This is a genomic window from Streptomyces sp. ICBB 8177 (assembly GCF_003144095.1).
Classification (GTDB): Bacteria; Actinomycetota; Actinomycetes; order Streptomycetales; family Streptomycetaceae; genus Streptantibioticus_D.
Genome location: NZ_NSKH01000003.1, coordinates 252,600 through 278,515 on the forward strand (window position 1 = coordinate 252,600; position 25,916 = coordinate 278,515).

Genomic DNA, 25,916 nt, shown 5'->3' on the forward strand with positions numbered 1-25,916 from the left:
GGCTTATGTGATCGTCCGATATGTCCGCGCGGGTGGGTCCCCCTCCGTGCGACGAGCCCGCCGCCGTAGGAGGTCCGCCCGCCTTCCGTCCGCCGCCGTCGTCGTAGAGCCGAAGGTGTCCCATGCGTCCCAAGCGTTCGCGCCGCGTCCTCGCCCTCGGGGCCGTCGCCGCCCTGCCGTTCCTCACCGCCGTCGGACCCGCCGCCGTCGCCGTCGCCGCCGCGCCCCGGCCCGGGCACGCGGCGGCGCCTCCCGCGGACGGGGCACCGCTGTGCGGAGACTCCGCCGCCACCGGCTTCCCGATCGCCTCGCGGCTGTACGGCGGGCCCGACGCGTACACGGCGGGCGACGACGCGTCCACGTTCTCGCTGGAACTGCGCAACACCACGGACGCGGCCTGCCGGGACGTGCACCCGCTGGTCCTCCTGGTGGACCAGTACCGCACGCTGACGCCGGACGGGTTCCGGCTGGAGTACGCGCGGGCGGGGACGTGGAGCGCGGTGCCGTTCGAGACCACCGACCACGCGGAGAACATCGGCATCCCCGGTGGCGAGAACGGCCCCGGCTACACGCTGCCCGCCGGGGCCTCGGTCACCGTGCCGCTGCGGCTGCGCTTCCTCGGCGACGCGCCCGCCGACCGGGTCGTGGTCTCCGCGACCGCCATGCAGCGCAGGGGGGCGGACGGCGCCTGGGTCGGCGAGTCCAACCACTACACCCTCGACGTGCTGCGGCCCGCGCCCGAGCTGGCGGCCACCGGCGGCCGGGACCGGCGTCCCCCGGCAACGGCGCTGTGGGCGGCGGGCGGGCTGGCCGCCGCGCTGGTCGTGATCGGCGCGGGCCTGATGGTGGCGTCCCGCAGGAACCCGCTGCGGCGCTGGTAGCCCACCGGCGCCTAGGCCGTCCGCGCACCGGCCCGCCTGCCCGGTCGGGGAACCGCAGCCGCCTGGCCTGCGCCCGGGCCGTCCGCGCCCCGGCCCGCCCGCCGCGTCCGCGTCCGGCCGGTCCACGCCTGGCTTCTTAGGCGCGCTTCGTCCGCGCCTGATCCGTCCGGGCCGGGCGTGGTCGTGGGCGCGGGCCGGGCTCTGCGAGGATCGCTTCCGTGGACCAGCGTCGTGAACCCCGTGACAGCGCCCCCGGCACCCCGGTCAGAGCAGGTGTCCCCGAGCACGGGCGGGTGCCCAAGTACTACGCCGTGAAGGGCCGGTTGGAGGCCCTCCTCGACGAACTGGGCGAAGGCGGCGCGCTGCCCACCGAACGGGACCTCGCCGCGCGCTTCGGGGTGGCCCGCGAGACGCTGCGCCAGGCGCTGCGGGACCTGCTGATCGAGGGCCGGGTACGCCGCAGAGGGCGCAGCACGGTCGTCGCCGGGCCCAAGCTGGAGCAGCCGCTGTCCCTGGTCTCGTACACCGAGGGCGTGCGGCGCCAGGGCCGCACGCCGGGGCGCAGCCTGATCGGCCTGGACCGGATCGCGGCGGGAGAGGAACTCGGCGAGCAGTTGGGCATCGGCCCGAACGGGCTGGTCTGGCACCTGGAGCGCGTGCTGCTCGCCGACGACGAACGGGTCGGCCTTGAGAGCACGTACGTCCCGGTCGACCGTTTCCCGCACCTGGAGCGGGACTTCGACCCCGACTCGTCGTTCTACGCGTTCCTGCGCGAGGTGGCCCGGGTCCGCTTCGCCGCCGCCGAAGAACGCATCGAGACGGTCCTGGCCACCCCGCGCGAGGCACTCCTGGTCGGCACCCCGCCCGCGCTGCCGATGCTGCTGCTGCACCGCCTCTCCCGCGACGAGACCGGCACCCCGATCGAACGCGTCCGCTCCCTCTACCGGGGCGACCGCTTCAGCTTCACCACCCAGCTGTCCCCGCAGGGCTGACGCCGAGGGCTCCGACCCCGAGTCGGGAACACGCCTGACCGCCAAGGGAGTTGGGTGAGGGTGCGCGGGGGGCCCGTGCCATGGCGAAGGAAGGCGGATTCGTGCGGGAGATGAGCGACCGGGAGTGGAAGGACTTCGTGGGGGAGGGGACGCGGACGGGGAAGCTCGCGGTGACCCGGGCCTCGGGGGAGCCGCACGTGACGCCCGTGTGGTTCCTGCTCGACGAGACGGCGGACGGGCCCGAGGTCGTCTTCACGGTGTGGGGCGACTCGCTCAAGGCGCGTGCGCTGCGCCGTACTTCACGCTTCAGCCTGTGCGTGGACGACCAGGCGCCGCCCTACTCCAACGTGCAACTCAACGGCACCGTACGGCTCGACGACTCCCCGGAGGAACTGCTGGCGTGGGCGACCCGGCTCGGCCGCCGCTACATGGGGGAGGCCGAGGCGCAGGCGCACGGGCGCCGCAACGCCGTACCCGGTGAGTTCCTGGTCCGCGCCCGCGTCGAGCGGGTGATCGCCCGCGCCGGCATCGCGGAGTAGCGGCCGCCCGCCCAGCGGCGTCGGACGGCCGCGCGGGCCCCGTCGCGCGGGCCAGGTCGGGGGTCACGCGGGCCGTACGGAAAGCCCCCTCCCCGGCGGTCCGCGCGGCGGGTATCATAGCCGCCATGTCACGAGAAAATAACGGGTCTAGTCCAAACGGAGACGCGGGTGACCGCCCGCCCACCCCGGCCGCAACGACCGCCCCGCGCGGCGGCCGCGCCAAGGTCGTGATCGTCGGCGCCGGAGCGCTCGGCACCCTGCACGCCTGGCACGCCGTCGCCCGCGGGCACGAGGTCGTCCACATCGAGCGCGAGGCCGACGCGCGCGGCGCGTCCGTGCGCAACTTCGGTCTGGTCTGGGTCGGCGGCCGGGCCGGCGGCGCCGAGCTGGAGACCGCGCTGCGCGCCCGCGCGCTGTGGCAGGAGATCGGCGAGCGGGTGCCGGGCACCGGGTTCCGGGCCAACGGATCGCTCACCCCGGTCACCACAGAGGCCGAGCGCGCCGTGGCACACGAGACGCTGGCCCGGCCCGACGCCGCCGCACGCGGCCTGAAGTGGCTGGAGCCCGGCGAGGTGCGGCAGCTCAACCCGGCGCTGCGCGGCGCCATGCTGGGGGCGCTGTGGTGCGAACGGGACGCGGCGGTCGAGCCCCGGCTCACCCAGCGCGCCCTGCGCGACCACCTCACCGCGTCCGGCCGCTACACCTTCCTGGGCGGTCGCGAGGTGCGCCGCGTCGGCCCCGGCCGGGTCACCGACGACCGCGGCGAGACGCACGAGGGCGACGCGGTCGTGCTGTGCACCGGCGCCTGGCTGTCCGGCCTGGTGCGCGAGCTGGCGCCCGAACTGCCGGTGCGCCGCGTGCGGTTGCAGATGGCGCAGACCGAACCGCTGGGCGAGCCGCTGACCACCACGGTCGCCGACGCCGACAGCTTCCGCTACTACCCCGCCTACGCGGGCGACGCGCTGGAGGCGCTGCGGGCCGGGCAGCCGCAGATCCCGGTCGCCGAGGCGCACCGCATGCAACTGCTGATGGTCCAGCGGCTCGACGGGAGCCTGACCATCGGCGACACCCACGAGTACGACGAGCCGTTCGGCTTCGACACGGTCGAGGAGCCGTACGAGCACCTCTCGTCGGTGGTCGAAGGGCTGCTCGGACGGCCGCTGCCGCGCATCCGCCGCCGCTGGGCCGGGGTGTACGCGCAGTGCGTGGACGGCACCCGGGTGGTGCACCGCCAGCAGGTGGCCGACGGGGTGTGGCTGGTGACCGGGCCCGGCGGGCGCGGCATGACCTGCTCGCCCGCGATAGCCGAGGACACCGCCGACCAACTCGGCTGGTAGGAAAGGAAAATGATGACCAGTCAGGAAATTCGGGAAAGCCGGGACCACGCGCCGGCCATCGGCCTCGTCGTGCTGGACATGGCCGGCACCACCGTGCGCGACGACGGGCTGGTCGAGCAGGCCTTCTCCGCCGCCGCCGAGGCGCTCGGCGTGGAGCCCGGCGGCGAGGAGCACGCCAGGATGCTGGAGCACGTGCGGGCCACCATGGGCGAGTCGAAGATCACCGTCTTCCGCGCCCTGTTCGGCGCCGAGGACCGGGCGCGCAAGGCCAACGCGGTCTTCGAGGAGTCGTACGCCTCCCTGGTGGACGGCGGCCGGATCTCCCCGGTGCCGGGCGCCCGCGAGGCGATCGAGGGCTGGCGCGCCGAGGGCCGGAAGGTGGCGCTGACCACCGGGTTCGCCCGGGTCACCCAGGACGCGATCCTCGACGCCCTCGGCTGGCGGGAGCTGGCCGACCTCACCCTGTGCCCGGCCGACGCGGGCCGCGGCCGCCCCTACCCCGACATGGTCCTCACCGCCCTCCTGCGCACCGGCACCGACGACGTGCGCGCGGTCGCGGTGGCCGGCGACACGGCGTACGACATGCTCAGCGGCGTCCGCTCCGGCGCCGCGATCGTGGCGGGCGTGCTCACCGGGGCGCACGGCCGCGCCGCGCTCACCGGCGCGGGCGCCACCCACGTCCTCGACTCCGTCGCCGCGCTGCCCGCGATCGTCGGCCGGGCGTGAGCCGCGCTGCCACGGCGGCCACCCCGCCCCGGGCGGCGCCCGTCCCACCTCGCGGAACGGGTGCCGCCCCGGCCGGGCACCGCCGTTAGGCTGGAGGCCCGAAGTCGTGTTCGGTAAGGAGTTCCGTCCGTGGCAGAGCGCAAGCCGATCGAGTCCTGGCTCACCGACATGGACGGGGTGCTGATCCACGAGGGCATCCCGATCCCGGGCGCGCAGGAGTTCATCAAGCGGCTGCGCGACAGCGGCAAGCCGTTTCTCGTGCTCACCAACAACTCCATCTACACCCCGCGCGACCTGCACGCCCGGCTCGGGCGGATGGGCCTGGACGTGCCGCAGGAGAACATCTGGACCTCGGCGCTGGCCACCGCGCAGTTCCTCGACGACCAGCGCCCCGGCGGCACCGCGTACGTCATCGGCGAGGCGGGCCTGACCACCGCGCTGCACGACATCGGCTACGTGCTGACCGACGCCGAGCCGGACTACGTGGTGCTCGGCGAGACCCGCACCTACAGCTTCGAGGCGCTCACCAAGGCCATCCGGCTGATCAACGGGGGCGCCCGGTTCATCGCCACCAACCCCGACGAGACCGGCCCCTCGGCGGAGGGCGCGCTGCCCGCCACCGGCTCGGTCGCCGCGCTGATCACCAAGGCGACCGGCAAGGACCCGTACTTCGTCGGCAAGCCCAACCCGCTGATGATGCGCGCAGGACTCAACGCGATCGGCGCGCACTCCGAGTCCTCCGCCATGATCGGCGACCGCATGGACACCGACGTGCTGGCGGGCCTGGAGGCCGGCATGGAGACGTTCCTGGTCCTCACCGGCGTGACCGCGCCGGACGCGGTGGACCGGCACCCGTTCCGTCCGTCCCGGATCGTCGACTCGATCGCCGACCTGGTCGACCTGGTGGACAAGCCGGACATCGCGGTCTGAGGCGGCCCCGCCCCGGCGGTGGCGCCGAGGCCGGTCAGACGCCGGGGCGGGCGAGCAGCAGCAGGACCGAGTCGTCGCCCAGGGTGCCGCCGGTGTGCGCCAGCAGGTCCGCGTAGAGGCGCTCGACCGCGGCCTCCAGGTCGTCCGCCGCGTTCACCAGCAGCGGGCCCGCGCGCTCGGCGAGCGGATAGAAGCCGCCGTCCTTCGCCGCCCGTGCCTCGATCACGCCGTCGGTGCACAGCACCAGCACCTCGTCCGCGCCCAGCGGCACCCGCCATGGCGTCGGCGCTCCCGGCACGAACGACGTCAGGCCGAGCGGCACCCACGGGTCCGGCGGATCGAGCGACCGCACGGTGCCGTCAGCCGAGACGCGCAGCGGCGGAACGTGCCCGTAGTGCAGCAGCACGACGTCGCTGTCGAGCGCGGCGTCGGCGACCGCCTCAACCTCGACGGCCGCCCCCGCCTCCCGTCCCGCCGGGAACTCCAGGAACAGCGCCGTGGTGAACTCGCCGTCCGTCACGTGCCGCCGCACGCTCGCGTCGACCCGCTCGGCGACCTTCGCCAGGCCGCCCTCGTCGTAGGCCGCCTCGCGGAACGCGCCCATCACCACGGCCGAGGTCTGCACCGCCTCCAGGCCCTTGCCGCGCACGTCGCCGACGAGCGCCCGCACCCCGTGCGGGGTGTCCAGGACCGCGTACAGGTCGCCGCCGATCTGCGCGGCGTCGGCGGCCGAGGCGTAGCGCACCGCCAGCCGCACCCCGCCGACCCGCGGTCCCGGCGGGCGCAGCAGCGCGCGCTGCGCCGCCTCGGCCACCGAGACCACGGCGCGGAACTGCGCGGTGCGCTCCTCGCGCCACCACGCCCCGTAGGCGCTGAAGAGCACCACGATCAGATAGCTGATGGTGATCCCGCCCAGGATGCGCCGGTCGTGGTTGCTCCACGAGCCGTCGTACGGGATCAGCGCGGCCTGCGCCACCGCCCCGATCAGGCCGACCAGCAGGGTGCGCCGCCAGGTGGTGGTGGCCACGGCCAGCGCGGGGACCATCACCATCATCGGCGCGAGGAAGTGGTTCCGGCCCACCAGCAGGTCCGCGGCGACCACCGCGAAGACCGCCGTCAGCGGGATCGCCATCCCCTGGTGCGTGGAGACGGCGTGGCCCAGCGCGTCGAGCGCCCGCCGGAATCCTGAGGTCCTCACAATCAGAACATAACGGGTCGGCGCCCCGCGGCGACCCTGAGGTGCGCCCAGGGGGTGCCCGGGAGCTTGGCGGAGAAGCTGGGAGACACGCCGGTGAACCTGTGAGATCTCCGCGTCCTGGAACCGCACGTTCACTCGAACGCGTTGTTGACAGGGATGAACAAGACGATCAGACGCACATCGGTCTTCTGCCTTCTGCTGGTCCTCGCCGTCGTGGCGCGGGTCAGCTGGGTGCAGGTGGCCGACGGACCGAAACTCGCCTCCGACTCGTACAACCGGCGCACCATGATCGCCCAGTGGGCCAATCCGCTGGGTGACATCGTCGTGGCGGGCAAGCCCGTCACCGGTTCCGCGGCGACCTCGGGCAGCGACTTCAAGTACAAGCGCACCTACACCGACGGCCCGATGTACGCCGCCGTCACCGGTCGCAGCTCGCAGGTCTTCGGCGCCACCCAGCTCGAAGGCATCTACCAGAACGTCCTGAACGGGACCGACGACCGCACCAAGGGCATCCTGGACACGCTCACCGGTTCCAGCGGCAAGCCCGGCGACGTGCTCACCACGATCGACCCGGCGGTGCAGAAGGCCGCGTACGACGGCCTGGGCTCCAAGAACGGCGCCGCCGTCGCCATCGACCCCTCCACCGGCCAGATCCTCGCCATGGTCAGCACGCCCAGCTACGACCCGGGCAAGATCGCCGGCGGCTCGCAGGCCGACGCGACCGCCTGGCAGCAGCTGAACGCCGACAAGAACCAGCCGATGCTCAACCGCGCGCTGCGCCAGACCTATCCGCCCGGCTCCACCTTCAAGCTGGTGGTCGCCTCCGCCGCGCTCCAGGACGGCCTGTACTCCTCGGTCGACCAGCCCACCGACAGCCCCAACCCCTACACCCTGCCCGGCACGACCGACACGCTCACCAACGAGGAGGCGTCGGCGCCGTGCAAGGACGCCTCCATCCGCGTCGCGCTGGAGTACTCCTGCAACACCGTCTTCGCCAAGATGGCCGTGGACCTCGGACAGGCCAAGGTCAAGGCGATGGCCGACGCCTACGGTTTCGACGACAGCCACCTGGAGATCCCGGTGAGCGCGGCGACCAGCGTCTACCCGACGGACATGCCGAAGTCCTCCACCGCGCAGACCGGTATCGGTCAGTTCGACGTGCGGGCCACACCGCTGCAGATGGCGATGGTCGTCTCCGCGATCGCCAACGGCGGCAAGCTCATGGCGCCGCACATGGTCTCCAAGGTCACCGACGGCGACGGCAACGCCCTCCAGTCCTTCGGGCCGAGCGTGAAGTCCACCCCGATCAGCTCGCACACCGCCGACGAGCTGCGCTCCGCGATGGTCAGCGTCATCCAGCAGGGCACCGGCACCAACGCCCGCATCCCCGGCGTCGAGGTCGGCGGCAAGACCGGCACCGCGCAGCACGGCGTCGACAACAGCGGCAATCCGTACGCGTGGTTCGTGTCGTACGCGAAGAACAGCGCGGGCAAGGAGGTCGCGGTGGCCGTCATGGTGGACGACCCGAACGCGGAACGCGCCGAGATCAGCGGCAACGGCTTCGCCGGACCGATCGCCAAGTCGATGATGGAGGCGGCACTGAAGTAGCGCACAGGGAGCGTACGGGGAAGGGGAGTCCGGCGGTGTCGGGATCGCGCCGGAACGACGTGGCCCGCTCGCGCCGGGACGGCGTGGCGCGATCGCATCGGCCAACGTGAAGCTCTTGCGACAGCGGGGGCGGAAGCGCTGACAGCGATCACAGGGTCTGCAAAGGTTCAGGCGATCCTTCTCCCCGACCAGTTGGAGGACCCCGTGCGCTTCAGAACGATCGCGTCCGCCGCCGGCGCGCTGACGCTGCTGCTGGCGATCCCGGCCGCCGCGGCCACCCCGACCCCCGGTGCCCCCGGCATCGGCGACCCGTACTACCCGACGTACGGCAACGGCGGATACGACGTCGGCCACTACGACCTGCGGCTGAAGTACCAGCCGACGACCGACGCGTTGCAGGGCACCGCCACCATCCTGGCGAGGACCACCCAGGACCTGTCCCGCTTCGACCTCGACTTCGCGCTCGGCGTGGACGGCGTGCTGGTGGACGGCCACCCGGCGAAGTTCACCGAGTCCCCGGCCGCCCACAAGCTCCAGGTCACCCCGGACGCACCGCTGGCCAAGGGCAGCGACGTCACCGTGGTCGTCCGCTACCACGGCGTGCCCTCCAAGGTCGTGGTGGACGGCTTCACCTCCTGGCAGCGCACCCCCGACGGCGCCGTGGCCGCCAACGAGCCGGAGTCGGCGTGGTGGTGGTTCCCCAGCAACGACCACCCGCTGGACAAGGCCACCTACGACATCTCCGTCGAGGTCCCCACCGGCGACCAGGTGATCAGCAACGGCCTGCCCACCGGCCGGACCACGGACGTCGAGGGCTGGACCCGCTACAACTGGCGGCAGGACAAGCCGCAGGCGACCTACCTCGCCACCATGGCGATCGGGAAGTTCGACGTCACCAAGGGCACGACGGCCGACGGCATCCCGGTCATCAACGCCTACAGCACCGCGCTCGGCGACTCCGCGGGCGCCGCCAGGGCCAGCGTCGAGCGCACCGGTGAGGTGATCGACTGGGAGAGCAGGTACTTCGGGCCCTACCCGTTCGCCTCGGTCGGCGGCTACGTGCCGGACGCCACCTCGGACTTCGCGCTGGAGACCGAGACCCGGCCGTTCTACAGCCCGACGATGTTCTCCTCCGGCGCGGACGTCTCCGTGGTCGTGCACGAACTGGCCCACCAGTGGTTCGGCGACTCCGTCTCGCTCGAACGCTGGCAGGACATCTGGCTGAACGAGGGCTTCGCGACGTACGCGCAGTGGCTGTGGTCGCAGTACCAGGGCGAGGGCACCGCGCAGCAGCTCGCCGACTACGTCTACGCCTCGCACCCGGCCGGCGACGCGTTCTGGAAGATCGAGCCCGGCAACCCGGGCGCCGCCAACCAGTTCGCCGACCCCGTCTACGACCGGGGCGCCGCCGCCCTCCAGACGCTGCGCGACACCGTGGGCGACAAGGCGTTCTTCACGATCCTCAAGGACTGGACCGCGCAGCACGCCTACGGCAACGCCGACTTCGCGCAGTTCCAGGCGCTGGCCGAGAAGGTCTCGGGCAAGAAGCTCGGCCCGCTGTTCACCACCTGGCTGTTCACCCCTGCCCGCCCGGCGACCGGCCCGGTGGCACAGGGCACGAAGGCCCCCGCCGCCGCGCGCGGTGCCGTGCCGCAGCCGAAGTCGTGGCGCGAGATCCACACCGCGTACGCACTGGCGCGCTGACCGGCGGAAGGCCGCCGCACCGCGCGGAAGCGGTCCGCCCGGTCACGCGACCGGGCGGACCCTTCCTGACCGGGAACGCGTGATCAACAGCCGAGATCAACAGCGTGATCAACAATGGACCGGCGATCAATAAGCGGGGATGTGCGCTCACCCCAAGTGACCGTTTGAGGACACCCCGGCGCTATACAGGCGGGCATGACGAACACCATGCCCGCGCAGCGGGACCCCCTGGAGCCGCTGGAACTGGACGTCGACCGGCACGACCCCGCGTACCGCCGCTGGCTGCGCGAGGCGGTCGGCAAGGTGCAGGCCGACGCCAACCGCTCCGCCGACACCCACCTGCTGGCGGTGCCGCTGCCCGAGGCGTGGGGGATCGACCTGTACCTCAAGGACGAGTCCACCCACCCGACCGGATCGCTCAAGCACCGGCTGGCCAGGTCCCTGTTCCTGTACGCGCTGTGCAACGGCTGGATCCGGCCGGGGCGTCCGGTGATCGAGGCGTCCAGTGGTTCCACGGCCGTCTCCGAGGCGTACTTCGCCAAGCTCATCGGGGTGCCGTTCGTCGCGGTGATGGCGCGCACCACCAGCCGGGCCAAGATCGCGCTGATCGAGTTCCACGGCGGGCGGTGCCACCTGGTCGACAACCCCTGCGAGGTCTACGAGGCCGCCACGGCGCTGGCCGCCGAGACCGGCGGGCACTACATGGACCAGTTCACCTACGCCGAGCGCGCCACCGACTGGCGAGGCAACAACAACATCGCCGAGTCCGTCTTCCGCCAGATGGCCGCGGAACGCCACCCCGAACCCACGTGGATCGTCGCCACCGCGGGCACCGGTGGCACCTCGGCGACCATCGCCCGCTACGTGCACTACACCCAGCGCGCGACCGGGGTGTGCGTCGCCGACCCGGAGAACTCCGCGTTCTTCGACGGCTGGCGCACCGGCGATCCGGGCGTCACCACCGCATGCGGCTCGCGCATCGAGGGCATCGGGCGGCAGCGCGTGGAGCCCAGCTTCGTGCCCGGCGCGGTCGACCGCATGATGCGCGTGCCAGACGCGGCGTCCATCGCCACCATCCGCGTGCTGGAACGGCTGCTGGGCCGCCGCACCGGCGCGTCCACCGGGACCGGCACGTGGGCCGCGTTCCGGATCATCGCCGAGATGCTGGCACGCGGCCAACAGGGGTCCGTGGTCACGCTGTTGTGCGACCCGGGCGAGCGCTACCTCGACACCTACTACTCCGACGAGTGGCTGGCCGAACGCGGCATCGACATCACGCCGTACGCCGCCCGGCTGGAGCGGTTCTGGGCGACGGGCTCGCTGGACTGAGCGGGCTCGGTGGCGGTCACGCCGCGCCCGCCGCGCAGCGCACCACGAGATAGCCCGCCACCGCCACGGTCAGCGTGGCGAAGGCGCGGCCCAGCACGGGGGCCGGGACGCGGGCGCACACCGCGCGGCCCGCGAGCGACCCGGCGACGGCTGCCGCGGTCAGCGGGACGACTACGTGCCACGGGAAGCGCTCGGCCCCGGCCCTGGCGGCCAGCGCGACGCCCGAGTTGATCGCGATGACCAGCAGCGAGGTGCCGACCGCCACCGGCATCTCGTAGCCCAGCGCGGCCACCAGCGCGGGCACGATGACGAACCCGCCGCCCACCCCGAGGAAGCCGGTGAGGAAGCCCACGACGGAACCGGAGACCAGGACGCGCGCTACCGGGTGGGCGGGCGCGCGCACCGGGGCCGCGGCCGTCCGGCCGCCACGGTGGCGGCGCAGCATGCCGGCCGCCGAGACGACCATCAGCGCGGCGAAGCACAGCAGCAACGCGGTCGGGTCCACGCTGCGGTCGAGCGCGGTGCCCGCGCAGCTCGCGGCGGTACCGGCGGCCCCGAAGGCCAGGCCGGCCCGCCACCGCACGTGGCCCGCGCGGGCGTGGCCGGCGGCGCCGGTCAGCGCGGTCACGCCGACCACGACGAGGCCCGCGGTGGTGGCCTCGCGGGGCGGCTGACCGAGCGCGTAGACCAGCACCGGCACGGTGAGGATCGACCCGCCTCCGCCGAGCGCGCCCAGGCTGAGACCGATCAGGGCGCCCAGGACGACGCCCAGGGCCGTCACGCCACGATCCCCGGGCGCCCGTCAGGCCGCCGCACGGGCAGCCCGGCGTCCGCCCAGGCGCTCATCCCGCCGCGCAGGTTGCGCACCGGCGTGCCGGACGCCCTGAGCCGCTCGGCCACCAGCGCGGACCTGCGGCCCGACCGGCACACCGCGATCAACAGTTGATCAGGCGTCAACTCCGGTGCCCGGCACGGCTCGGAGAGCGGTGAGAGCACGGCACCGGGGGCGTGCCCGGCCCGCCACTCGTCCTCCTCCCGCACGTCCAGCAGCACCGCGCGGCCGGCGCGTATCAGCGCCTCCGCCTCCTGGGCGCCGATGTCGTCGCCGTCATCGTCCCCGCCGTGCGCCGTCCGCGTCATCGGGCCAACTCCCTTCCCGCGCCCGCCAGGTCCAGCCGGTAGCCCTCCCGGGCGGAGAACTCGGCACGCGCGGTGAAGCGGTCGCCGCGCACCAGCGTGTGCCGCCACTCCACCGGGCGGTCCCCGGCCATTCCCAGGCGGTCGACCGCGAACGCGGCCACGTCCGCGCCGATGCCCAGCAGCCGCCGTTCCGCGGCCGTGGGCACCACCGCCCGCAGCACCTCGCGCCCGCCGGTCAGCCGCACGCCGGTGCGCAGCGCCAGCTCGTCGTAGAGCGAGGTGTGCGTGAAGTCCGCGTGCAGCAGCGGCGCCGCGAGCCCGGCGGGCAGCCACACGCGGTCCACCGCGAGCGGTTCGTCGTCCGCGAGCCGCAGCCGCTCCAAATGCAGCAGCGGCGCCGACTCCTCGAGTCCCAGGCGGGCGGCGAACACCCCGTCCGCCCGCACGTCCAGCACCCGCACCACGCTGCGCTGCGTCCGCCCGGCCGCCTCGACGGAGGCGAACAGGCTGTAGAGCGCGCCGAGCGGCTGCTCTATCTCGGCGGGCACCGCGAGCCGCGGCGGCCTGCCGCGTTCGGCCACGACCAGCCCCTCGGCGCGCAGGCTGCGCAGCGCCTCGCGCACGGTGTGGCGGCTCACGCCGTACTGCTCGACGAGCGCCAGCTCGCCGGGGAAGGGCGCGCCGTCGGCACCGAACTCGCCGTCCGTCAGCCGCCCGCGCAGGTCGTCGCGGACCTGCGCCCACAGCGGCAGCGGACTGGACCGGTCGGGCCGCACGGCGCCGCGCGGCCCGCGTGCCGGTGGATTCCCGTTCCCCGCAGGGGAGTTTGCTCTGCTCGATCGCACGGGAGTTAATGTACGTACATTCGTGCATTGACGGAAGCGCGACGGCCAAAGCGCCTTGAGTACAGGCGCGTTGGGCGGCGGGCGCATCGACGAAAGGGACGTGTGCGGTGCTTGAGGTCGAGGTGATCCCCACACGGGAGCTGGGCAACCGCAGCTATGTCGTGCACGACGGCCGCACGGCGGTCGTGGTCGACCCGCAGCGGGACCTGGACCGGGTGGAGCAGGTGCTGGAGAAGGCCGCGGTCGGCTGCGGACTCGTGGTGGAGACGCACGTGCACAACGACTACGTGACCGGCGGCTGGGAACTGGCCCGGCGGCACGGCGTGCCGTACGCGCTCTCGGCCGAGGAGACCGTCTCGTTCACCTGCCGCCCGGTGCGGGACGGCGAGCGGCTGGCGGTCAACTCGCTCACCGTCGAGGTCGTCGCCACCCCCGGCCACACCGACGGGCACCTGGCCTACGTCGTCACCGACGGCGAGGCACCGCCCGCCGTCTTCACCGGTGGCTCGCTGCTGTACGGCACCGTCGGGCGCACCGACCTGGTGGACCCGGAACGCACCGAGGAGCTGGCCCGGGCGCAGTACCGCTCCGCGCGGCGGCTCGCCGCACGGCTGCCGGACGACGCGGCGGTCTATCCCACGCACGGCTTCGGCAGCTTCTGCTCGGTCGGCCCGAGTGCCCGGGACGCCGGTCCGGTCACCCTCGCCGACGAGCGCCGCCGCAACGACGCGCTGACCGAGCCGGACGAGGACGCCTTCGCCGCCCGCCTGGTCGCCGGGCTGACCGCGTATCCCGCCTTCTACGCCCAGCCGTTGAACCGCAAGGGGCCGGGCCCGGCCGACCTCGCCCCGCCCGAGCCGGTGGACGCCGCCGAGTTGCGGCGCAGGATCGCCGACGGCCAGTGGGTGCTGGATCTGCGCGACCGCACCGCGTACGCGGCCGGGCACCTCGCCGGGAGCGTCGGCATCGAGCTGGGCGACCAGTTCTCCACGTACGTCAGCTGGCTGCTGCCGTGGGGCGAACCGCTGACCCTCGTCGGCGAGAGCGGCGATCAAGTCGCTGCCGCACAGCGGCAGTTGGCGCGCATCGGGGTGGACCGGCCGGCCGGCGCCGCGATCGGTGACGTCCCCGGGGAACGCGCCTATCCGCGTGCCACGTTCGCGGAGGCGGCCGCCCGTCCCGACGGCGACCTGCTGGTCGACGTGCGCCGCGACGACGAGCGCGCGAGCGGCCACATCCCGGGCTCGCACCACCTGCCCGTTCACCAACTGCTGCCCAGGATTGAGGAGTTGCCGCGTGACCGGCGGCTGTGGCTGCACTGCGCGGGCGGCTTCCGCGCGAGCGTCGCGGCGAGCCTGCTGGAGCGCGCCGGCCACGACGTGGTGCTGGTCGACGACGACTACGCGAAGGCGGTGGAGGCGGGGATCGCCACGGGGTGAGTCCGTGCCCGAGATCCGCTGCCCCCACGACCGCTCACCACTCAGGAGGCCTTCCCATGCCCCGTCAGCACGCCCGCGTCCTCGTCGTCGGCGGCGGCACCGCCGGGATCACCGTCGCGGCCCGGCTGCGCCGCGCGGGCACCACCGGCGTCACGCTGCTCGAACCCTCCGCCACGCACTACTACCAGCCCCTGTGGACCCTGGTCGGCGGAGGCCGGGCCCCGATGGCCGCCAGCGCCAGGCCCGAGGCGTCCGTGCTGCCGAAGGGCGTGCGCTGGGTGCGCGACCGCGCGGTCGGCGTGGACCCCGTCGCACACACCGTCGCCACCGCCGACAGCGGTGAGATCGGCTACGACCGCCTCGTGGTGTGCCCCGGCATCCGGCTGGACTGGGACGCGGTGCCCGGCATGGAGCACGCGGTGCGCTCCACCCCGTACGCCTCCACCAACTACGAACCCCGACTGGCCCCGAAAACCTGGCAGTTGATACGCGGCATGCGCGCGGGCACCGCCGTCTTCACGATGCCGTCGGGCCCGGTCAAGTGCGGTGGCGCGCCGCAGAAGATCGCCTACCTCGCCGCGGACCACTGGCGCCGCCAGGGCGTGCTGCGGGACATCAGGGTGGTGCTGGTGCTGCCCACGCCCGCGATGTTCGGGCTGCCGGTCTTCGCCGCAGAACTGGAACGCGTCGCCGCCCGCTACGGCATCGAGGTCCGGCTCGGCAGCGAGCTGACGCGGGTCGACCCGGACGCGCGCGAGGCGGTCGTCACCGACCACGCGAACGGCACCGCCGAGACGATCGGCTACGACCTGCTGCACGCCGTACCGCCGCAGACCGCGCCGCGCTGGCTGGCCGGCGGACCGCTGGCGGACGCCGCCGACCCGCGCGGCTGGGTGGAGGTCGACCGGCACACGATGCGGCACACGCGCTTCCCCGAGGTGTTCGCGCTCGGCGACGCGGGCTCCACGCCCAACTCCAAGACCGGCGCCGCGGTGCGCAAGCAGGCCCCCGTGGTGGTGCGCAACCTGCTGGACTCGCTGGCCGGACGGGAACCGACCGCCTCGTACGACGGCTACTCCTCCTGCCCGATCACCACCGCGCGCGACCGGATGCTGCTGGCCGAGTTCGACTACTCGATGACCCACACGCCGACGATCCCGCTGCTCGACACCACCCGCGAGCGGCGCGACATGTGGTACCTCAAGCGGTACGGCCTGCCGCTGCTGTACTGGCGGTTCATGCTGCGCGGGCTGGCCTGAGCGGCGCGGAGCGCGGGGCACGGGCGTCGGCGTGCCGGGCGGGCCCGGCGAGCCGAGGCGCACCGGGGTGTCAGGCGCGGCGATCTCGGCGGTCGTGGTCGAGAGTATCCGGCATGAACGCCTCGACTACCCGCCGGATGACCGCCCGCAGCCGCACCGAGGCGCACAGGGTGGCCACCCCGCTGGAACTCTTCTTCGACCTGTGCTTCGTGGTCGCGGTCGCCCAGGCGGGCACCCGGCTGGTGCACTCGACGGCCGAGGGCCACCCGGGACACGCGGTCACCGGCTACCTCTTCGTCTTCTTCGGCATCTGGTGGGCGTGGATGAACTTCTCCTGGTTCGCCTCCGCCTACGACACCGACGACGTGCCGTACCGGATCGCCACGCTGGTCCAGATCGCGGGCGTCCTCATCTACGCCGCCGGGGTGCCGCGCGCGTTCGACGACAGCGACTGGGCGATCGCGGTGCTGGGGTATGTGGTGATGCGGCTCGCGCTCACCTTCCAGTGGCTGCGCGCGGCGCACGCCGAGCGGGGCCCGGCGCGGCGCACCGCGCTGCTGTACGCGGGCGGGGTCGTGTTCTGCCAGGTGTGCTGGGTGTTGCTGCTGCTGGTACCCGCGGGGGCTGGGCGGGCCGCCGTGTTCCTGTGCGTGATCGTGGCCGAGATGCTGGTCCCGGTGATCGCCGAGCGCCGCCACCAGACGGCCTGGCACCCGCACCACATCTCCGAGCGCTACGGCCTGTTCACCCTGATCGTGCTCGGCGAGACGGTCTCCGCGGCGACCGTCGCCGTCCAGTCGGCCATCGACGAGCACGACGCGCTGGGGGAGTTGCTGCCGATCGCGGCGGGCGGCCTGCTGATCGTCTTCGCCGCGTGGTGGATCTACTTCGCGGTCCCCATCCACGGCCATCTGCGCGGCAACCGCCAGGCGTTCCTGTGGGGTTACGGGCACTACGTGGTCTTCTCGTCGGCGGCCGCGATCGGCGCGGGCATCGAGGTGGCGGTGGAACAGGCGGTCGGCAAGACCCACCTGACGACCACCGGCGCGTCGTTCGCCGTCACCGGTCCCAGCGCGGTCTTCCTGTTCACCCTGTGGCTCCTGCACGCCCGCCACTCCAAGCGCGGCCCGGCCCAGCAGGCCATCCTCCCGGTCACCGCGGTCCTGGTGGCCCTGTGCGCCTTCGCCGGCCACGCGGCGGTCCTGCTGGCCGGCATCATCTCGGCCCTGGCGGTGGCGGCAGGCGTGACCCTGGCGGCCCGCAACCCGGAGAGCCACGAGGCCGAGTGAGACGACGGCGCGGCGCGCCGGGCGGCGGGCGGATTGCGTGCCCGCCGCGGCGCGGGCGTGGTGAGCGGATGGCACGATGCGGCGTATGGCATCCCTCATACCCCCCGTCGTCCCGCCCGGACGCATGAGTGCCGTCCCGCAGCCCACGTTCGAGCTGAACGGCACCGTGCGACTGCGGCCCTGGCGCGAGCGGGACGCGCCCGCCCTCGTGGAGGCCGCGCGGCAGGACGACATCCGGCACTGGAACCGGCCCTCCTACGTCACACTGGACGACGCCCGGGACCGCGTCGAGGCGTATCGGCAGGCGTGGACGGCCGAGCGGTCGGCGATCTGGGCGATCGTGCGCGGGTCCGGCGACGAGGAGCGGGCCGTCGGACTCGTCGGGCTCGGCGACTTCGACCTCAAGGGCGGCAGCGCCGAGATCCTCTACTGGCTGCTGCCCGAGGGGCGGGGCGGTGGTCTCGCGGTGAAGGCGACGGTACGCGTGAGCCGTTGGGCGCTCGACGACCTCGGGCTGCACCGCCTGCGCATCACCCACTCCACCGCCAACCCCGCGTCCTGCCAGGTCGCGACGCGGGCCGGGGTCGCGCTGGAAGGCACCATGCGCAGCGCCCTGCTGCACGCCGACGGCTGGCACGACGAGCACCTGCACGCCCGCGTGCGGGGTGATCGCTGGCCGTAGGCTTCGGTGCATGACGAGTGGACGTACGAGCGACGGCAGCGCCGGGGACGCCGACTACGGGGCGATAGGCGGGGGTTACGCCGACTTCCGGCGGCCTGATCCGCGGATCGCGCAGGTGATCGCGCGGGCGCTGGGCGAGGCACGCACGGTGGTCAACGTCGGCGCGGGCGCCGGGTCCTACGAGGCGGCGGCGCCCGAGGTCACCCCCGTCGAGCCGTCCGCGTCGATGCGCGCGCAGCGCCCGGCCCACCTGGCACCGGCGATCGACGCCGTCGCGGAGGACCTTCCGTTCGCCGACGGCGCGTTCGACGCGGCGATGACCACGTTCAGCGTGCACCAGTGGAGCGACGTGACGGCGGGGCTGCGGGAGATGCGGCGGGTGGCGCGCGGTCCGGTGACCGTGCTGACCTGCGACCCGGCCCGCGTGAGGGACTTCTGGCTGTACGCGTACGCCCCCGGCGTCCTCGACACCGAGGCCCGGCGCTACCCGTCGGTCGCCACGATCGCGGCGGCGCTCGGCGGCGAGGTGAGCGTGGAGCCGGTACCGATCCCGGTGGACTGCACGGACGGCTTCAACGAGGCGTACTACGCCCGCCCTGAACGCCTCCTGGACCCGGCGGCCCGGCAGGCGTGTTCGGCGTGGAGCTTCGTGGACGCCGCGACCGCCGACGCGTACACCGACCACCTGCGCCGCGACCTCGCCGACGGCACGTGGGACGCCCGGTACGGCTCCCTGCGCGAACAGCCCTCCTACGAAGGCTCGTTGGTCCTGGTCCGCGCGGTGCCGGCGTAGCCGTCGGCTGCCCCAACGGGCCCCCGGCGACGCCTTCGAGCGCACCGGACCGGGGCCGCGAGGTGCCCGCCCGCCTCTCGGCCCCGGCCCGCCACGGAAAGGACGGCGCGGCAGGGCGGAACGGGGTGGCGCGCCGGTCAGACGGAGAACGACCAGGAGTCCCCGGGAGCTTGCAACGTGCCCCCCTCGGCGTTGAGTTCGGCCCCCATGGCGTGAAGGGGGAAGCGGTCGAGTTCGTCCCACTTCCGGGCCACCCGGTCCAGCGCGTCCCAGAGTCGGTGGGGGGCCGCCCTGGTGCACGAGACGACGGTGGCCGTCCTCGGCGCGCGCCCACGAGCCGTCAGCGGCGAGCAGCCAGGTAACGGGGCGGTTGCCGTCTGGGTAGGGGGCGGAGCGTCCACCCCGGCTTGCCAGTTCCTCGACCACTGCATCGGGCGTCAGATCGGCCCGGTCTGTCAGGATGGGGATGGGGTTCGGCATGTCACCACAGGTCGGTTCCGCTGCCGGAGCCGGAGCCGGAGCCGGAGCGGTCGCTGTCGCCGTTGCTCGTCTCGGTCTGTGTCTCCGGCCTGGCCGCGGACTCCGCGTGCCAGGGGTTGCCGGATGCCGACACGTTGAGCTGAAGCGCGTCGCTGTAGGTGATCATCGGTGCGTCGCTGGTGCTCGCCGGCGGGGACACCAGGTGCCGCACCCCGAAGGGGAGGGCGGTCACAGTGCTCATCTCTTCCTCGTTTCCGCTATTGCAGGTCTCTCCGCTCCCGGACGGGTGCGGGGGCCCCGCCCCGGTCCGTGGTGGGGAACACACGGCCGGGGACGAGGTTGGCCGTTCCGGCGGGATGCTGACACCCGCCGAGGAGGAACCGGGGGCGGGCTGCGTGAACACGCGCTGGTTGAGCGACAACGATGGCGACTCGCCATCGCGTTGGATGGCGAGCACTGTATGGCCAGGGCGTTACGGCTCCCCGCACGGTGGATGCGGTACTCGGGACGGGGCACCGTTTTCAGTTGGGCAACGCTGGTGGTCGGCGCGCTCGACATGACTTCGGGCATGGGGTACCTCGGATTCGGGCTGGTACGTCTGAACAAACAGTAGGAGACCCAGAGTGAACCCCCCAGGTACGCTCGACAGGTCCGGCGCCGTTCCAACGGGACAGGAATAGAGGCGAGTTGGATGACCGAGCGAGCAAGCTGAGCGGATGAACAAACCCCAGAACGCCGCCGCGTACTTCGGCAAGGAAGCCAAAGCGTTGCGTGAGCACCTGCGCTTGTCGCAAGACGCTTTCGCGGATCGGTTGCACTAAACGCAAGCGCAGGTCAGCAAGGTGGAAAGCGGCGCGGTGCTCGCCTCGTCCGCGTTCGCGGAAGCGATGGACCGGGTTGCCGACACCGCTGGCGTGTACGTCCGTCTGCGGGAGAAGCTCAGCAAGCAGGGGCACCCCGAATGGTTCGTACCGTACGTCTCGTTGGAAGAGTCGGCGAGCGGCATCACGGACTACTCGTGCACGTTCCTGATGGGGCTGTTGCAGACTCCCGAGTACGCCGAAGCCGTCATGAGAGCTGCTTTCCCCCGCGAGAGCACGGACCAGATCAAGGCACGGGTAGAGCTACGCATGAGGCGGCAGGCCGTCATAGAGCGGGCGGAACCGCCTCTGTTGTGGGTTGTCGTCCATGAGGCCGTCCTGCGAACATGCGTCGGGGGAAAGGCCGTCATGGCAGCGCAGCTCGAACACCTCGCGGTGCTCATGCAGTCGCCTCACGTGACGATCCAGGTTCTTCCCTACAAGGCGGGTGCCGCCCCCTCCCATCTGCCCTTTACGCTGCTCTCGATGGATGGAAAACCTCACGCTGTCTACACCGAGACGCCGACACACGGCGGGCAGGTCGACGAGACGGCAAGCGTGGTGAGTTCCGCCGTCGTCATGTTCGACCGCCTGCGCATGGCAGCGCAGTCCGAGACCGACTCGCTGGCCCTGGTTCGCACGATCATGGAGGATCACGCCCGATGAGCAACACCCCCGACCCCCGACTCCCGCGGTGGGTCAAGAGCACGTACAGCGGCGGCGAGGGTCAGTGCGTCGAGTGGGCTCCGGAGCACGCCCGCGCCACGGGCGAGTTCCTGGTGCGGGACAGCAAGGACCCCCAGGGCCCTCACCTCACCCTGACAGCCGACCAGTGGGCCGGTCTGGTCGCTTTCGCCAAAGAACACGGCTGAGGCGCAACCCGGAGCGCGCGACCGACCCGAGCCCTGCCACTTCATCCCCGTGGAGTGGCAGGGCTCACTTGCTGTATCGCCGAGTTGCACAACGTCCCCGCCGAACTCGCCGCCTGCGCACGGCTCGGCGCGTAGCCGAAGGCCGAAGCGCGGACGGCCTGACCCGCGCGCACAGTTCAGGCCGCCGTACCGGAGGAACGCGTCAGCGGGCCAGCCGCCCCAGCAGTGACGACGCCACCGTGACGCCGAGTGCCGCGGCCACGATCAGGACCAGGTAGTCCATGCCCAGGTGGGAATGCGTGCCGAGCAGCAGGCCGCGCAGGGCGTCGACCTGGTAGCTCAAGGGGTTGATCTTGCTGAGCGTCTGGAGCCAGCCGGGCATGACCGCGACCGGGTAGAGCGCGTTGGAGGCGAAGAACAGCGGCATGGTGATCGCCTGCCCGATACCCATCAGGCGGTCGCGGGTCAGCACGATGCCCGCGATGGACATCGACAGGCAGGAGAAGAACGCCGACCCGAGGATGACCGCCACCGCGACCCCGAGCAGCCGCAACGGGTTCCAGGTCAGGGAGACGCCCAGCACGGCCGCGATCACGATCACCACGATCGCCTGGATCAGCGCCTTCACCCCGGCCGCGAACGCCTTGCCGGTGATCAGCGCGAACCGGGGCGTCGGGGTGACCAGCAGCTTGGTCAGGATGCCCGCGTCCCGCTCCCAGATGATCATGATGCCGTAGAAGATCGCGATGAACATCGCGGACTGCGCGATGATGCCCGGCGCCAGGTAGTCCAGGTACGGGATGCCGCCGGTCGGGATGGCGTGGATGTGGGTGAACGTCTCACCGAAGATCAGCAGCCACAACGCGGGCTGGATCGCGCGGGTGTACAGCTCGGTGCGGTCGTGGCGCAGCTTCTGCAACTCGACCGCGCACATCGCGCCGACCCGGGCGGGCAGCATGCGCCAGCCGGTGCGGGCGGGCGGCGGGGCGAGCAGCAGGTCGAGTCGGCGGACGGCCTGCGTCGCCGCGTCCTCAGCCGACGCGGGACGCGGTGCGGCGGGTGCTGCGGACATCGCGGAAATCTCCTCCCTCATCGAGACCACTGCCGGCGACGTCACGGAAGACGTCCTCCAGGGTCGGCGCCGAGCCGTCCGCCCGCCGCTCGCGCAGTTCGGTACGCAGCTGCTCGGGGGTGCCCAGGGCGCGGATGCTGCCCTTGTGCATCAGGGCGACGCGGTCGCAGTACTGGTCCGCCTCGTCCATGTAGTGCGTGGTGACCAGCACGGTCATCCCGGTCGCCTTGCGCACCGCGTTGATGTGCTCCCACACGCTGGTGCGGGCGATCGGGTCCAGGCCGATGGTCGGCTCGTCGAGCATCAGCAGCCTCGGCGCGCTGACCAGGGCCTGTGCCAGCTCCAGGCGGCGCACCATGCCTCCGGAGTAGGTCTTGGCGAGCCGGTCGGCGGCGTCGGTCAGGTCGACCGCCTCCAGCGCCTGGGCGACCCGGGCGGCGCGCTCGCGGCGGGAGACGTCGAAGACCCGGGCGAACAGCGAGACGTTCTCCCGCCCGGTCAGTCCGCCGTCGGCGGACAACTGCTGCGGCACGTAGCCCAGCAGCCGCCGCACCGCCATCTTCTCCTTCGCCGGGTCGTGGCCGAAGACGGTGACCATGCCGGGCGGCACCGGCAGCAGGGTGGTGACGCAGCGGATCGCGGTGGTCTTGCCCGCGCCGTTCGGGCCGAGCAGGCCGAAGCACTCGCCGGCCGCCACCGACAGGTCGAGGCCGTCGACCGCCTTGGTCTCGCCGAACGCGTAGTTCAGGCCGCTGCACACGACGGCCTCGGCAGTCGCCTCCCGCTCGGCGTTCACGCGTTCGGCGTCGGCGGAACGCGCTCGGGCGGCGGCACCAGCGTCGTCAGTCACTGCTCCTCCACTTCCTCGCGCAGGCTCTCGGCGAGCCTGCGCAGTGCCGGTAGCGCGGCGGCGAGCGCCGCCTGATCGTCCGTTGACAGTGCTTCCACGTGGCGGTGGACCAGTGCGGAACGCCGTTCCTGCCAGTCGCGCAGCCGGGCCTCCGCCTCGGGGGTGGGCAGCAGCAGCGCGGAGCGGCGGTCGCCGGGATCGGTCTCCCGGCGCAACAGACCCGCCGCGGTGAGCTGGTTGACCAGCGTGGAGACCGAATTGCCCGCGAGGTAGAGCTCCTTGGCGGCGGCCGACACGCGCAGCCCCGGATTGGCGGCGACCAGCCGCATCAGCTCGATCTGGGCGCCGCGCAGCCGGGGGACGGGGGTGTCGCGGCGCAGCCTGCGCCGGATCAGCCGCTGGACGCCGCCCAGGGCGTCGGCGAGCGCGTCGGATATGTCGGCTGGCGCTGTCACTCCATAATTTTAGCTCTTAGTACGAGGTATCTGCCAAGGGGTGCGGAGCAGTGTGCGGGGCGTACGCGACAGGGCCCCGCGCGCGCCGTCGCGCGGGGCCCTGTGGGTGGCGGGAGCGCCCGGAGGCGGTCAGAACTGCACGTCGGCGCAGGAGTAGAAGGCGTTGCCGGTGTCGGCGATGTTCCAGACGCCGAGGATCAGGTGCTTGCCGGTCAGGCCGGACGGGATGACGCCCTGCTGGGTGACGGTGTTGCTCGCGGGGGGCTTGCCGCCGTACGGGACGGTGAGGAACGGCGCCGGTTGCAGCTCCGCCCTGGTCAGCGGCTTGGCGGGGTCGTAGCCGTTCTTGGTGATGAAGTACTCGAAGTCGGTGGTGGCGTGCCGGGCGGTGAACGTCCAGGTGAAGGCGTAGGTCTGGCCGCCGGTGAGCCGCGTGGCCGGCCACTGGCCGTTCCTGGGGTCGTCCAGCTGGGCGAAGCGCGCGTTGCCGCCGCTGCAGATGGACCCGTCGGCGGGTCCGGCGGCCGGGAAGCCCTTGGGTCCCTCGACGCTCTGCGGCTCGTACTGGATGTCGCCGCAGTCGGTCACCGTGCCGTTGGCGCACAGGTCCTGGCGGCTGGGTGGAGTGCTGACGTAGCCGTGGCTGCTGGCGCTTCCGGTCGCTAACGCGGAGGCGCCGACGACCCCCGCCACCACGACGGCCACCGCGAGCCTGTGGCGCCGGACGCGGGCGGGACTGGTACGACTGCTCGTCTTGCGCATGGGTCACCTCGGGAGAACGTGGGGGTGTTCAACGGGTGTGCGCGCGCACGCACGGGGCTGCTGCGGTCTAGACCAAGTCGTCACGGTAGCGCCACAGGAAGGTCATGTCCATATCAACTCCCGCGCCGGGATGGAGACGGCACCGAACGGCGAGGACCGCTGCCGCGACGTTCCGGCAGCGGTCCTCGTGCGGATCGGGTTCGGGAAGGTGCCCTACGGCAGGTACACGATGCCCAGCTTCGTGAGTTGCCACAGCTGGGTGGACGCGCCCGTGTCGGGTTGCAGGACCGTGACCGGGTTGCCGGCCGAGTCGGTCTTCGCGCTCGTGCCCAGCGTGGCGACCATCGAGGTGTCCTGGGAGTCGGCCAGCTCGTACAAGCCGCTCCCCGCGGACTCGAACACCCAGTGCTGGTTGGCGCCGCCGTCGCAACCCCACTGCTGCAACGCCGTTCCGGCGGCCGTCGAGGCGCCGTTCGCGTCCAGGCACATGTCACGGTTGCCGCTGAAGTCCAGCTCGTAGGAGCCGCCGGACTTCGCCTCGAAGACGAAGGACTGGTTGAGGCCGCCGTCCGCCGGATACGTGATCGCCGGACGGCCGTCGGTGTCGTCGCCGTAGCTGCCGCCGCCGGAGAAGTCCAGCACCTGACCGGTGGCGTGGTTGGTCAGCTGGTACCAGGAGCCGTCCTCCGGCTTGTCCTGGAACGGCTGCCCGGGCGTGAGCGGTTCGATGGTGGTGCCGTCCGCGTCGTCCAGCGTGCAGTACGCCTCCTGCTGGGCGGGCTCGCCGTAGAACTCGCCCAGGCACGCGCCCTCGCCCTCGTAGCCCGCCACCCGCAGGTGGTACGACTGGCGGATCTCGTCCTCGCACAGGCCGAGGATGCCGATGGAGTAGTCGCAGCCGTTGCGGGTCAGCTCGCTGGTGTCGATGACGTCGCCGTTGGTGTACTCGTACGGCGAGGTCGTCATCTCGGCGCAGACCTCATGGCCGTAGGAGACCCGGCGCTGGTCGAGGAAGCGCACCCCGGGCACCGCCTCGGCGGCCGTGCGCAGCGCGTCGTCCAGCTGCGGCACGACCCAGTCGTGGCCCCACGCCAGGTCCTCGGGGAACGCCGGGCAGCCGTCGGCGACCTTGCCCGCGTAGGTGTTGGTGCGGATGTCGGGGGTGATGGGCGTGAAGTACGACTGCATCACCAACTGGTAGCTGCCGTCGGCGTATCCGGCGGTGCGCATGGTCTGCCGGACGTCGGTGAGCGCCGCCTCGATCTTGGGGACGACCGCCTTCGCCCGGGCGGTGATGGTCGCGCTGCCGATGGTGTCGCGGCAGCCCTGCGACTGGGGGATCGGGAAGTACTGCCCGAGACAGCTCTCCATGATCCCGCTGAAGTCGAAGTCGTCGTTGGCGCCGATGGTGACGACGACCATCTTCACGTCGTACTGGGCCGCCGTTCCGGCGAGTTGGGCGTCCTGCTTGGGCTCGCCGAAGTCGCCGCTGCCGCCGCCGGTCGTCTTGGCCAGCGTGGGATCGCTGACCAGGTCGCCGGTCTGCGCGCCGGAGCACGCGAGGTCGACGGCGGTGAGGCCGGACAGCCCGGTGTCGAAGATCTCCGACTTCGTGCTGCGGTGGCAGTAGTCGCTGGGGCCGTCCGTCCCCGGGACGTAGCCGTCGCCGGTGTCGGTGCCCGCACCCTCACCGGAGATGGCGCTGTCGCCCATGGAGACGATGGCGGGGGAGCGGTCGGCGTGCGGTGTCGTGGCGGCCGTGGCCGGTGTGGTGGTGGGCGATGCCACGGCGGTGGTGCCCGCGCCGAGGACGCCGAGGAGGGCGGCCGCGGTGAGGGCGGCGGCCTTCGCCAGTGCTGGTCTGGTCACGCGTG

The 25,916-nt window shown here is 72.6% G+C and carries 26 protein-coding genes; 16 read left to right on the top strand and 10 right to left on the bottom strand.

The genetic code is table 11. The features are described 5' to 3' along the window. Positions 1 to 122 precede the first annotated feature (122 nt). The 6 genes from CK485_RS04035 (at position 123) to CK485_RS04060 (ending at position 5,405) form a co-directional block, all read left to right on the top strand. Complete coding sequence (locus tag CK485_RS04035; RefSeq protein ID WP_109446979.1) at positions 123 to 881, top strand: hypothetical protein; 759 nt, start codon at positions 123 to 125, stop codon at positions 879 to 881. Between the two features lie 218 nt (positions 882 to 1,099). Beyond that, positions 1,100 to 1,873 (top strand): GntR family transcriptional regulator, encoded by a 774-nt coding sequence (locus CK485_RS04040; protein ID WP_199239223.1) that lies wholly within the window; start codon positions 1,100 to 1,102, stop codon positions 1,871 to 1,873. An 80-nt stretch (positions 1,874 to 1,953) separates the two neighbouring features. Next, complete coding sequence (locus CK485_RS04045; RefSeq protein WP_241968114.1) at positions 1,954 to 2,412, top strand: PPOX class F420-dependent oxidoreductase; 459 nt, start codon at positions 1,954 to 1,956, stop codon at positions 2,410 to 2,412. A 125-nt stretch (positions 2,413 to 2,537) separates the two neighbouring features. Beyond that, on the top strand, positions 2,538 to 3,749 hold the full coding sequence (locus CK485_RS04050) for a TIGR03364 family FAD-dependent oxidoreductase (RefSeq protein ID WP_109446983.1): 1,212 nt from the start codon (positions 2,538 to 2,540) through the stop codon (positions 3,747 to 3,749). A 12-nt stretch (positions 3,750 to 3,761) separates the two neighbouring features. Then, a complete protein-coding gene (locus CK485_RS04055) occupies positions 3,762 to 4,475 on the top strand; it encodes a phosphonatase-like hydrolase (RefSeq protein WP_109446985.1) in 714 nt (237 codons plus the stop codon). A 129-nt stretch (positions 4,476 to 4,604) separates the two neighbouring features. Further along, positions 4,605 to 5,405 carry an HAD-IIA family hydrolase gene (locus tag CK485_RS04060; protein WP_109446987.1) on the top strand — a complete coding sequence of 267 codons (801 nt, stop codon included), beginning with the start codon at positions 4,605 to 4,607 and terminating at the stop codon, positions 5,403 to 5,405. A gap of 34 nt (positions 5,406 to 5,439) precedes the next feature. Here CK485_RS04060 and CK485_RS04065 read toward each other — a convergent pair whose 3' ends face one another. Continuing rightward, positions 5,440 to 6,603, bottom strand: coding sequence for a PP2C family protein-serine/threonine phosphatase (locus tag CK485_RS04065; RefSeq protein WP_109446989.1), 1,164 nt, complete (start codon positions 6,601 to 6,603; stop codon positions 5,440 to 5,442). Between the two features lie 156 nt (positions 6,604 to 6,759). Here CK485_RS04065 and CK485_RS04070 point away from each other — a divergent pair, with 156 nt between their 5' ends. From CK485_RS04070 to CK485_RS04080, 3 genes are all read left to right on the top strand, one after another. After that, positions 6,760 to 8,211 carry a penicillin-binding protein 2 gene (locus tag CK485_RS04070; protein ID WP_109446991.1) on the top strand — a complete coding sequence of 484 codons (1,452 nt, stop codon included), beginning with the start codon at positions 6,760 to 6,762 and terminating at the stop codon, positions 8,209 to 8,211. A 204-nt stretch (positions 8,212 to 8,415) separates the two neighbouring features. Beyond that, positions 8,416 to 9,915, top strand: a complete 1,500-nt coding sequence (locus CK485_RS04075) for a M1 family metallopeptidase (protein WP_109446993.1) — start codon at positions 8,416 to 8,418, stop codon at positions 9,913 to 9,915. Between the two features lie 195 nt (positions 9,916 to 10,110). Next, positions 10,111 to 11,244, top strand: coding sequence for a PLP-dependent cysteine synthase family protein (locus tag CK485_RS04080; RefSeq protein ID WP_241968115.1), 1,134 nt, complete (start codon positions 10,111 to 10,113; stop codon positions 11,242 to 11,244). 16 nt (positions 11,245 to 11,260) lie between these two features. On the opposite strand, the gene CK485_RS04085 is transcribed toward CK485_RS04080, so the two are convergent. From CK485_RS04085 to CK485_RS04095, 3 genes are read right to left on the bottom strand one after another with little or no spacing between them, the layout of a single operon-like run. Continuing rightward, positions 11,261 to 12,025 carry a sulfite exporter TauE/SafE family protein gene (locus tag CK485_RS04085; RefSeq protein WP_109446995.1) on the bottom strand — a complete coding sequence of 255 codons (765 nt, stop codon included), beginning with the start codon at positions 12,023 to 12,025 and terminating at the stop codon, positions 11,261 to 11,263. Beyond that, positions 12,022 to 12,384 carry a rhodanese-like domain-containing protein gene (locus CK485_RS04090; protein WP_109446997.1) on the bottom strand — a complete coding sequence of 121 codons (363 nt, stop codon included), beginning with the start codon at positions 12,382 to 12,384 and terminating at the stop codon, positions 12,022 to 12,024. The genes CK485_RS04085 and CK485_RS04090 overlap by 4 nt, the downstream gene beginning before the upstream one ends. Next, positions 12,381 to 13,160, bottom strand: coding sequence for a GntR family transcriptional regulator (locus tag CK485_RS04095; RefSeq protein ID WP_241968116.1), 780 nt, complete (start codon positions 13,158 to 13,160; stop codon positions 12,381 to 12,383). The genes CK485_RS04090 and CK485_RS04095 overlap by 4 nt, the downstream gene beginning before the upstream one ends. A 176-nt stretch (positions 13,161 to 13,336) precedes the next feature. On the opposite strand from CK485_RS04095, the gene CK485_RS04100 reads away from it, so the two are divergent. The 5 genes from CK485_RS04100 (at position 13,337) to CK485_RS04120 (ending at position 18,691) form a co-directional block, all read left to right on the top strand. Then, positions 13,337 to 14,668 (top strand): MBL fold metallo-hydrolase, encoded by a 1,332-nt coding sequence (locus CK485_RS04100; RefSeq protein WP_109447001.1) that lies wholly within the window; start codon positions 13,337 to 13,339, stop codon positions 14,666 to 14,668. Between the two features lie 56 nt (positions 14,669 to 14,724). Further along, the gene (locus CK485_RS04105; protein WP_109447003.1) at positions 14,725 to 15,927 is read left to right on the top strand and encodes an FAD/NAD(P)-binding oxidoreductase; all 1,203 of its coding nucleotides are present in this window, start codon (positions 14,725 to 14,727) and stop codon (positions 15,925 to 15,927) included. 113 nt (positions 15,928 to 16,040) lie between these two features. Beyond that, positions 16,041 to 17,216 (top strand): low temperature requirement protein A, encoded by a 1,176-nt coding sequence (locus tag CK485_RS04110; protein WP_109447005.1) that lies wholly within the window; start codon positions 16,041 to 16,043, stop codon positions 17,214 to 17,216. Positions 17,217 to 17,301: 85 nt separating this feature from the next. After that, the gene (locus CK485_RS04115) at positions 17,302 to 17,898 is read left to right on the top strand and encodes a GNAT family N-acetyltransferase (RefSeq protein WP_109447007.1); all 597 of its coding nucleotides are present in this window, start codon (positions 17,302 to 17,304) and stop codon (positions 17,896 to 17,898) included. A 10-nt stretch (positions 17,899 to 17,908) separates the two neighbouring features. Beyond that, on the top strand, positions 17,909 to 18,691 hold the full coding sequence (locus CK485_RS04120; RefSeq protein WP_109447009.1) for a class I SAM-dependent methyltransferase: 783 nt from the start codon (positions 17,909 to 17,911) through the stop codon (positions 18,689 to 18,691). Positions 18,692 to 19,172: 481 nt separating this feature from the next. Here the strand turns inward: CK485_RS04120 and tgmA are convergent, their stop codons facing one another. After that, a complete protein-coding gene (tgmA, locus tag CK485_RS04130; RefSeq protein WP_146214481.1) occupies positions 19,173 to 19,412 on the bottom strand; it encodes a putative ATP-grasp-modified RiPP in 240 nt (79 codons plus the stop codon). Positions 19,413 to 20,013: 601 nt separating this feature from the next. Between tgmA and CK485_RS04135 the strand changes: the two genes are divergently transcribed. Together CK485_RS04135 and CK485_RS04140 are read left to right on the top strand one after the other, a co-directional pair. Next, entirely contained in the window at positions 20,014 to 20,697 is a 684-nt protein-coding gene (locus tag CK485_RS04135; RefSeq protein WP_241968117.1) for a DUF5753 domain-containing protein, read from the top strand. Next, positions 20,694 to 20,903, top strand: coding sequence for a DUF397 domain-containing protein (locus tag CK485_RS04140; RefSeq protein ID WP_109447015.1), 210 nt, complete (start codon positions 20,694 to 20,696; stop codon positions 20,901 to 20,903). Before CK485_RS04135 ends, CK485_RS04140 begins: the two co-directional genes overlap by 4 nt. 202 nt (positions 20,904 to 21,105) lie before the next feature. Here the strand turns inward: CK485_RS04140 and CK485_RS04145 are convergent, their stop codons facing one another. The 5 genes from CK485_RS04145 to CK485_RS04165 all read right to left on the bottom strand — a co-directional run bounded on the left by CK485_RS04145 (position 21,106) and on the right by CK485_RS04165 (position 25,911). Then, the gene (locus CK485_RS04145) at positions 21,106 to 21,975 is read right to left on the bottom strand and encodes an ABC transporter permease (RefSeq protein ID WP_109447017.1); all 870 of its coding nucleotides are present in this window, start codon (positions 21,973 to 21,975) and stop codon (positions 21,106 to 21,108) included. Then, positions 21,935 to 22,771, bottom strand: a complete 837-nt coding sequence (locus tag CK485_RS04150; RefSeq protein ID WP_109447573.1) for an ATP-binding cassette domain-containing protein — start codon at positions 22,769 to 22,771, stop codon at positions 21,935 to 21,937. Before CK485_RS04150 ends, CK485_RS04145 begins: the two co-directional genes overlap by 41 nt. 50 nt (positions 22,772 to 22,821) lie before the next feature. Continuing rightward, positions 22,822 to 23,280: a MarR family transcriptional regulator gene (locus tag CK485_RS04155; protein WP_109447019.1), complete on the bottom strand. Its 459-nt coding sequence runs from the start codon at positions 23,278 to 23,280 to the stop codon at positions 22,822 to 22,824. A 129-nt stretch (positions 23,281 to 23,409) separates the two neighbouring features. After that, positions 23,410 to 24,042, bottom strand: a complete 633-nt coding sequence (locus tag CK485_RS04160; RefSeq protein ID WP_109447021.1) for a lytic polysaccharide monooxygenase auxiliary activity family 9 protein — start codon at positions 24,040 to 24,042, stop codon at positions 23,410 to 23,412. A gap of 213 nt (positions 24,043 to 24,255) precedes the next feature. Then, positions 24,256 to 25,911, bottom strand: a complete 1,656-nt coding sequence (locus CK485_RS04165) for an RICIN domain-containing protein (RefSeq protein WP_109447023.1) — start codon at positions 25,909 to 25,911, stop codon at positions 24,256 to 24,258. Positions 25,912 to 25,916 lie beyond the last annotated feature (5 nt).

Bases quoted from the DNA above. Each gene is read 5' to 3' on its own strand.
- tgmA (WP_146214481.1), bottom strand. From the start codon at position 19,412: ATGAGCACTGTGACCGCCCTCCCCTTCGGGGTGCGGCACCTGGTGTCC.
- CK485_RS04070 (WP_109446991.1), top strand. From the start codon at position 6,760: ATGAACAAGACGATCAGACGCACATCGGTCTTCTGCCTTCTGCTGGTC.
- CK485_RS04145 (WP_109447017.1), bottom strand. From the start codon at position 21,975: ATGTCCGCAGCACCCGCCGCACCGCGTCCCGCGTCGGCTGAGGACGCG.
- CK485_RS04050 (WP_109446983.1), top strand. From the start codon at position 2,538: ATGTCACGAGAAAATAACGGGTCTAGTCCAAACGGAGACGCGGGTGAC.
- CK485_RS04115 (WP_109447007.1), top strand. From the start codon at position 17,302: ATGGCATCCCTCATACCCCCCGTCGTCCCGCCCGGACGCATGAGTGCC.
- CK485_RS04090 (WP_109446997.1), bottom strand. From the start codon at position 12,384: ATGACGCGGACGGCGCACGGCGGGGACGATGACGGCGACGACATCGGC.
- CK485_RS04140 (WP_109447015.1), top strand. From the start codon at position 20,694: ATGAGCAACACCCCCGACCCCCGACTCCCGCGGTGGGTCAAGAGCACG.
- CK485_RS04035 (WP_109446979.1), top strand. From the start codon at position 123: ATGCGTCCCAAGCGTTCGCGCCGCGTCCTCGCCCTCGGGGCCGTCGCC.
- CK485_RS04105 (WP_109447003.1), top strand. From the start codon at position 14,725: ATGCCCCGTCAGCACGCCCGCGTCCTCGTCGTCGGCGGCGGCACCGCC.
- CK485_RS04080 (WP_241968115.1), top strand. From the start codon at position 10,111: ATGACGAACACCATGCCCGCGCAGCGGGACCCCCTGGAGCCGCTGGAA.
- CK485_RS04045 (WP_241968114.1), top strand. From the start codon at position 1,954: ATGGCGAAGGAAGGCGGATTCGTGCGGGAGATGAGCGACCGGGAGTGG.
- CK485_RS04160 (WP_109447021.1), bottom strand. From the start codon at position 24,042: ATGCGCAAGACGAGCAGTCGTACCAGTCCCGCCCGCGTCCGGCGCCAC.
- CK485_RS04110 (WP_109447005.1), top strand. From the start codon at position 16,041: ATGAACGCCTCGACTACCCGCCGGATGACCGCCCGCAGCCGCACCGAG.
- CK485_RS04055 (WP_109446985.1), top strand. From the start codon at position 3,762: ATGACCAGTCAGGAAATTCGGGAAAGCCGGGACCACGCGCCGGCCATC.
- CK485_RS04120 (WP_109447009.1), top strand. From the start codon at position 17,909: ATGACGAGTGGACGTACGAGCGACGGCAGCGCCGGGGACGCCGACTAC.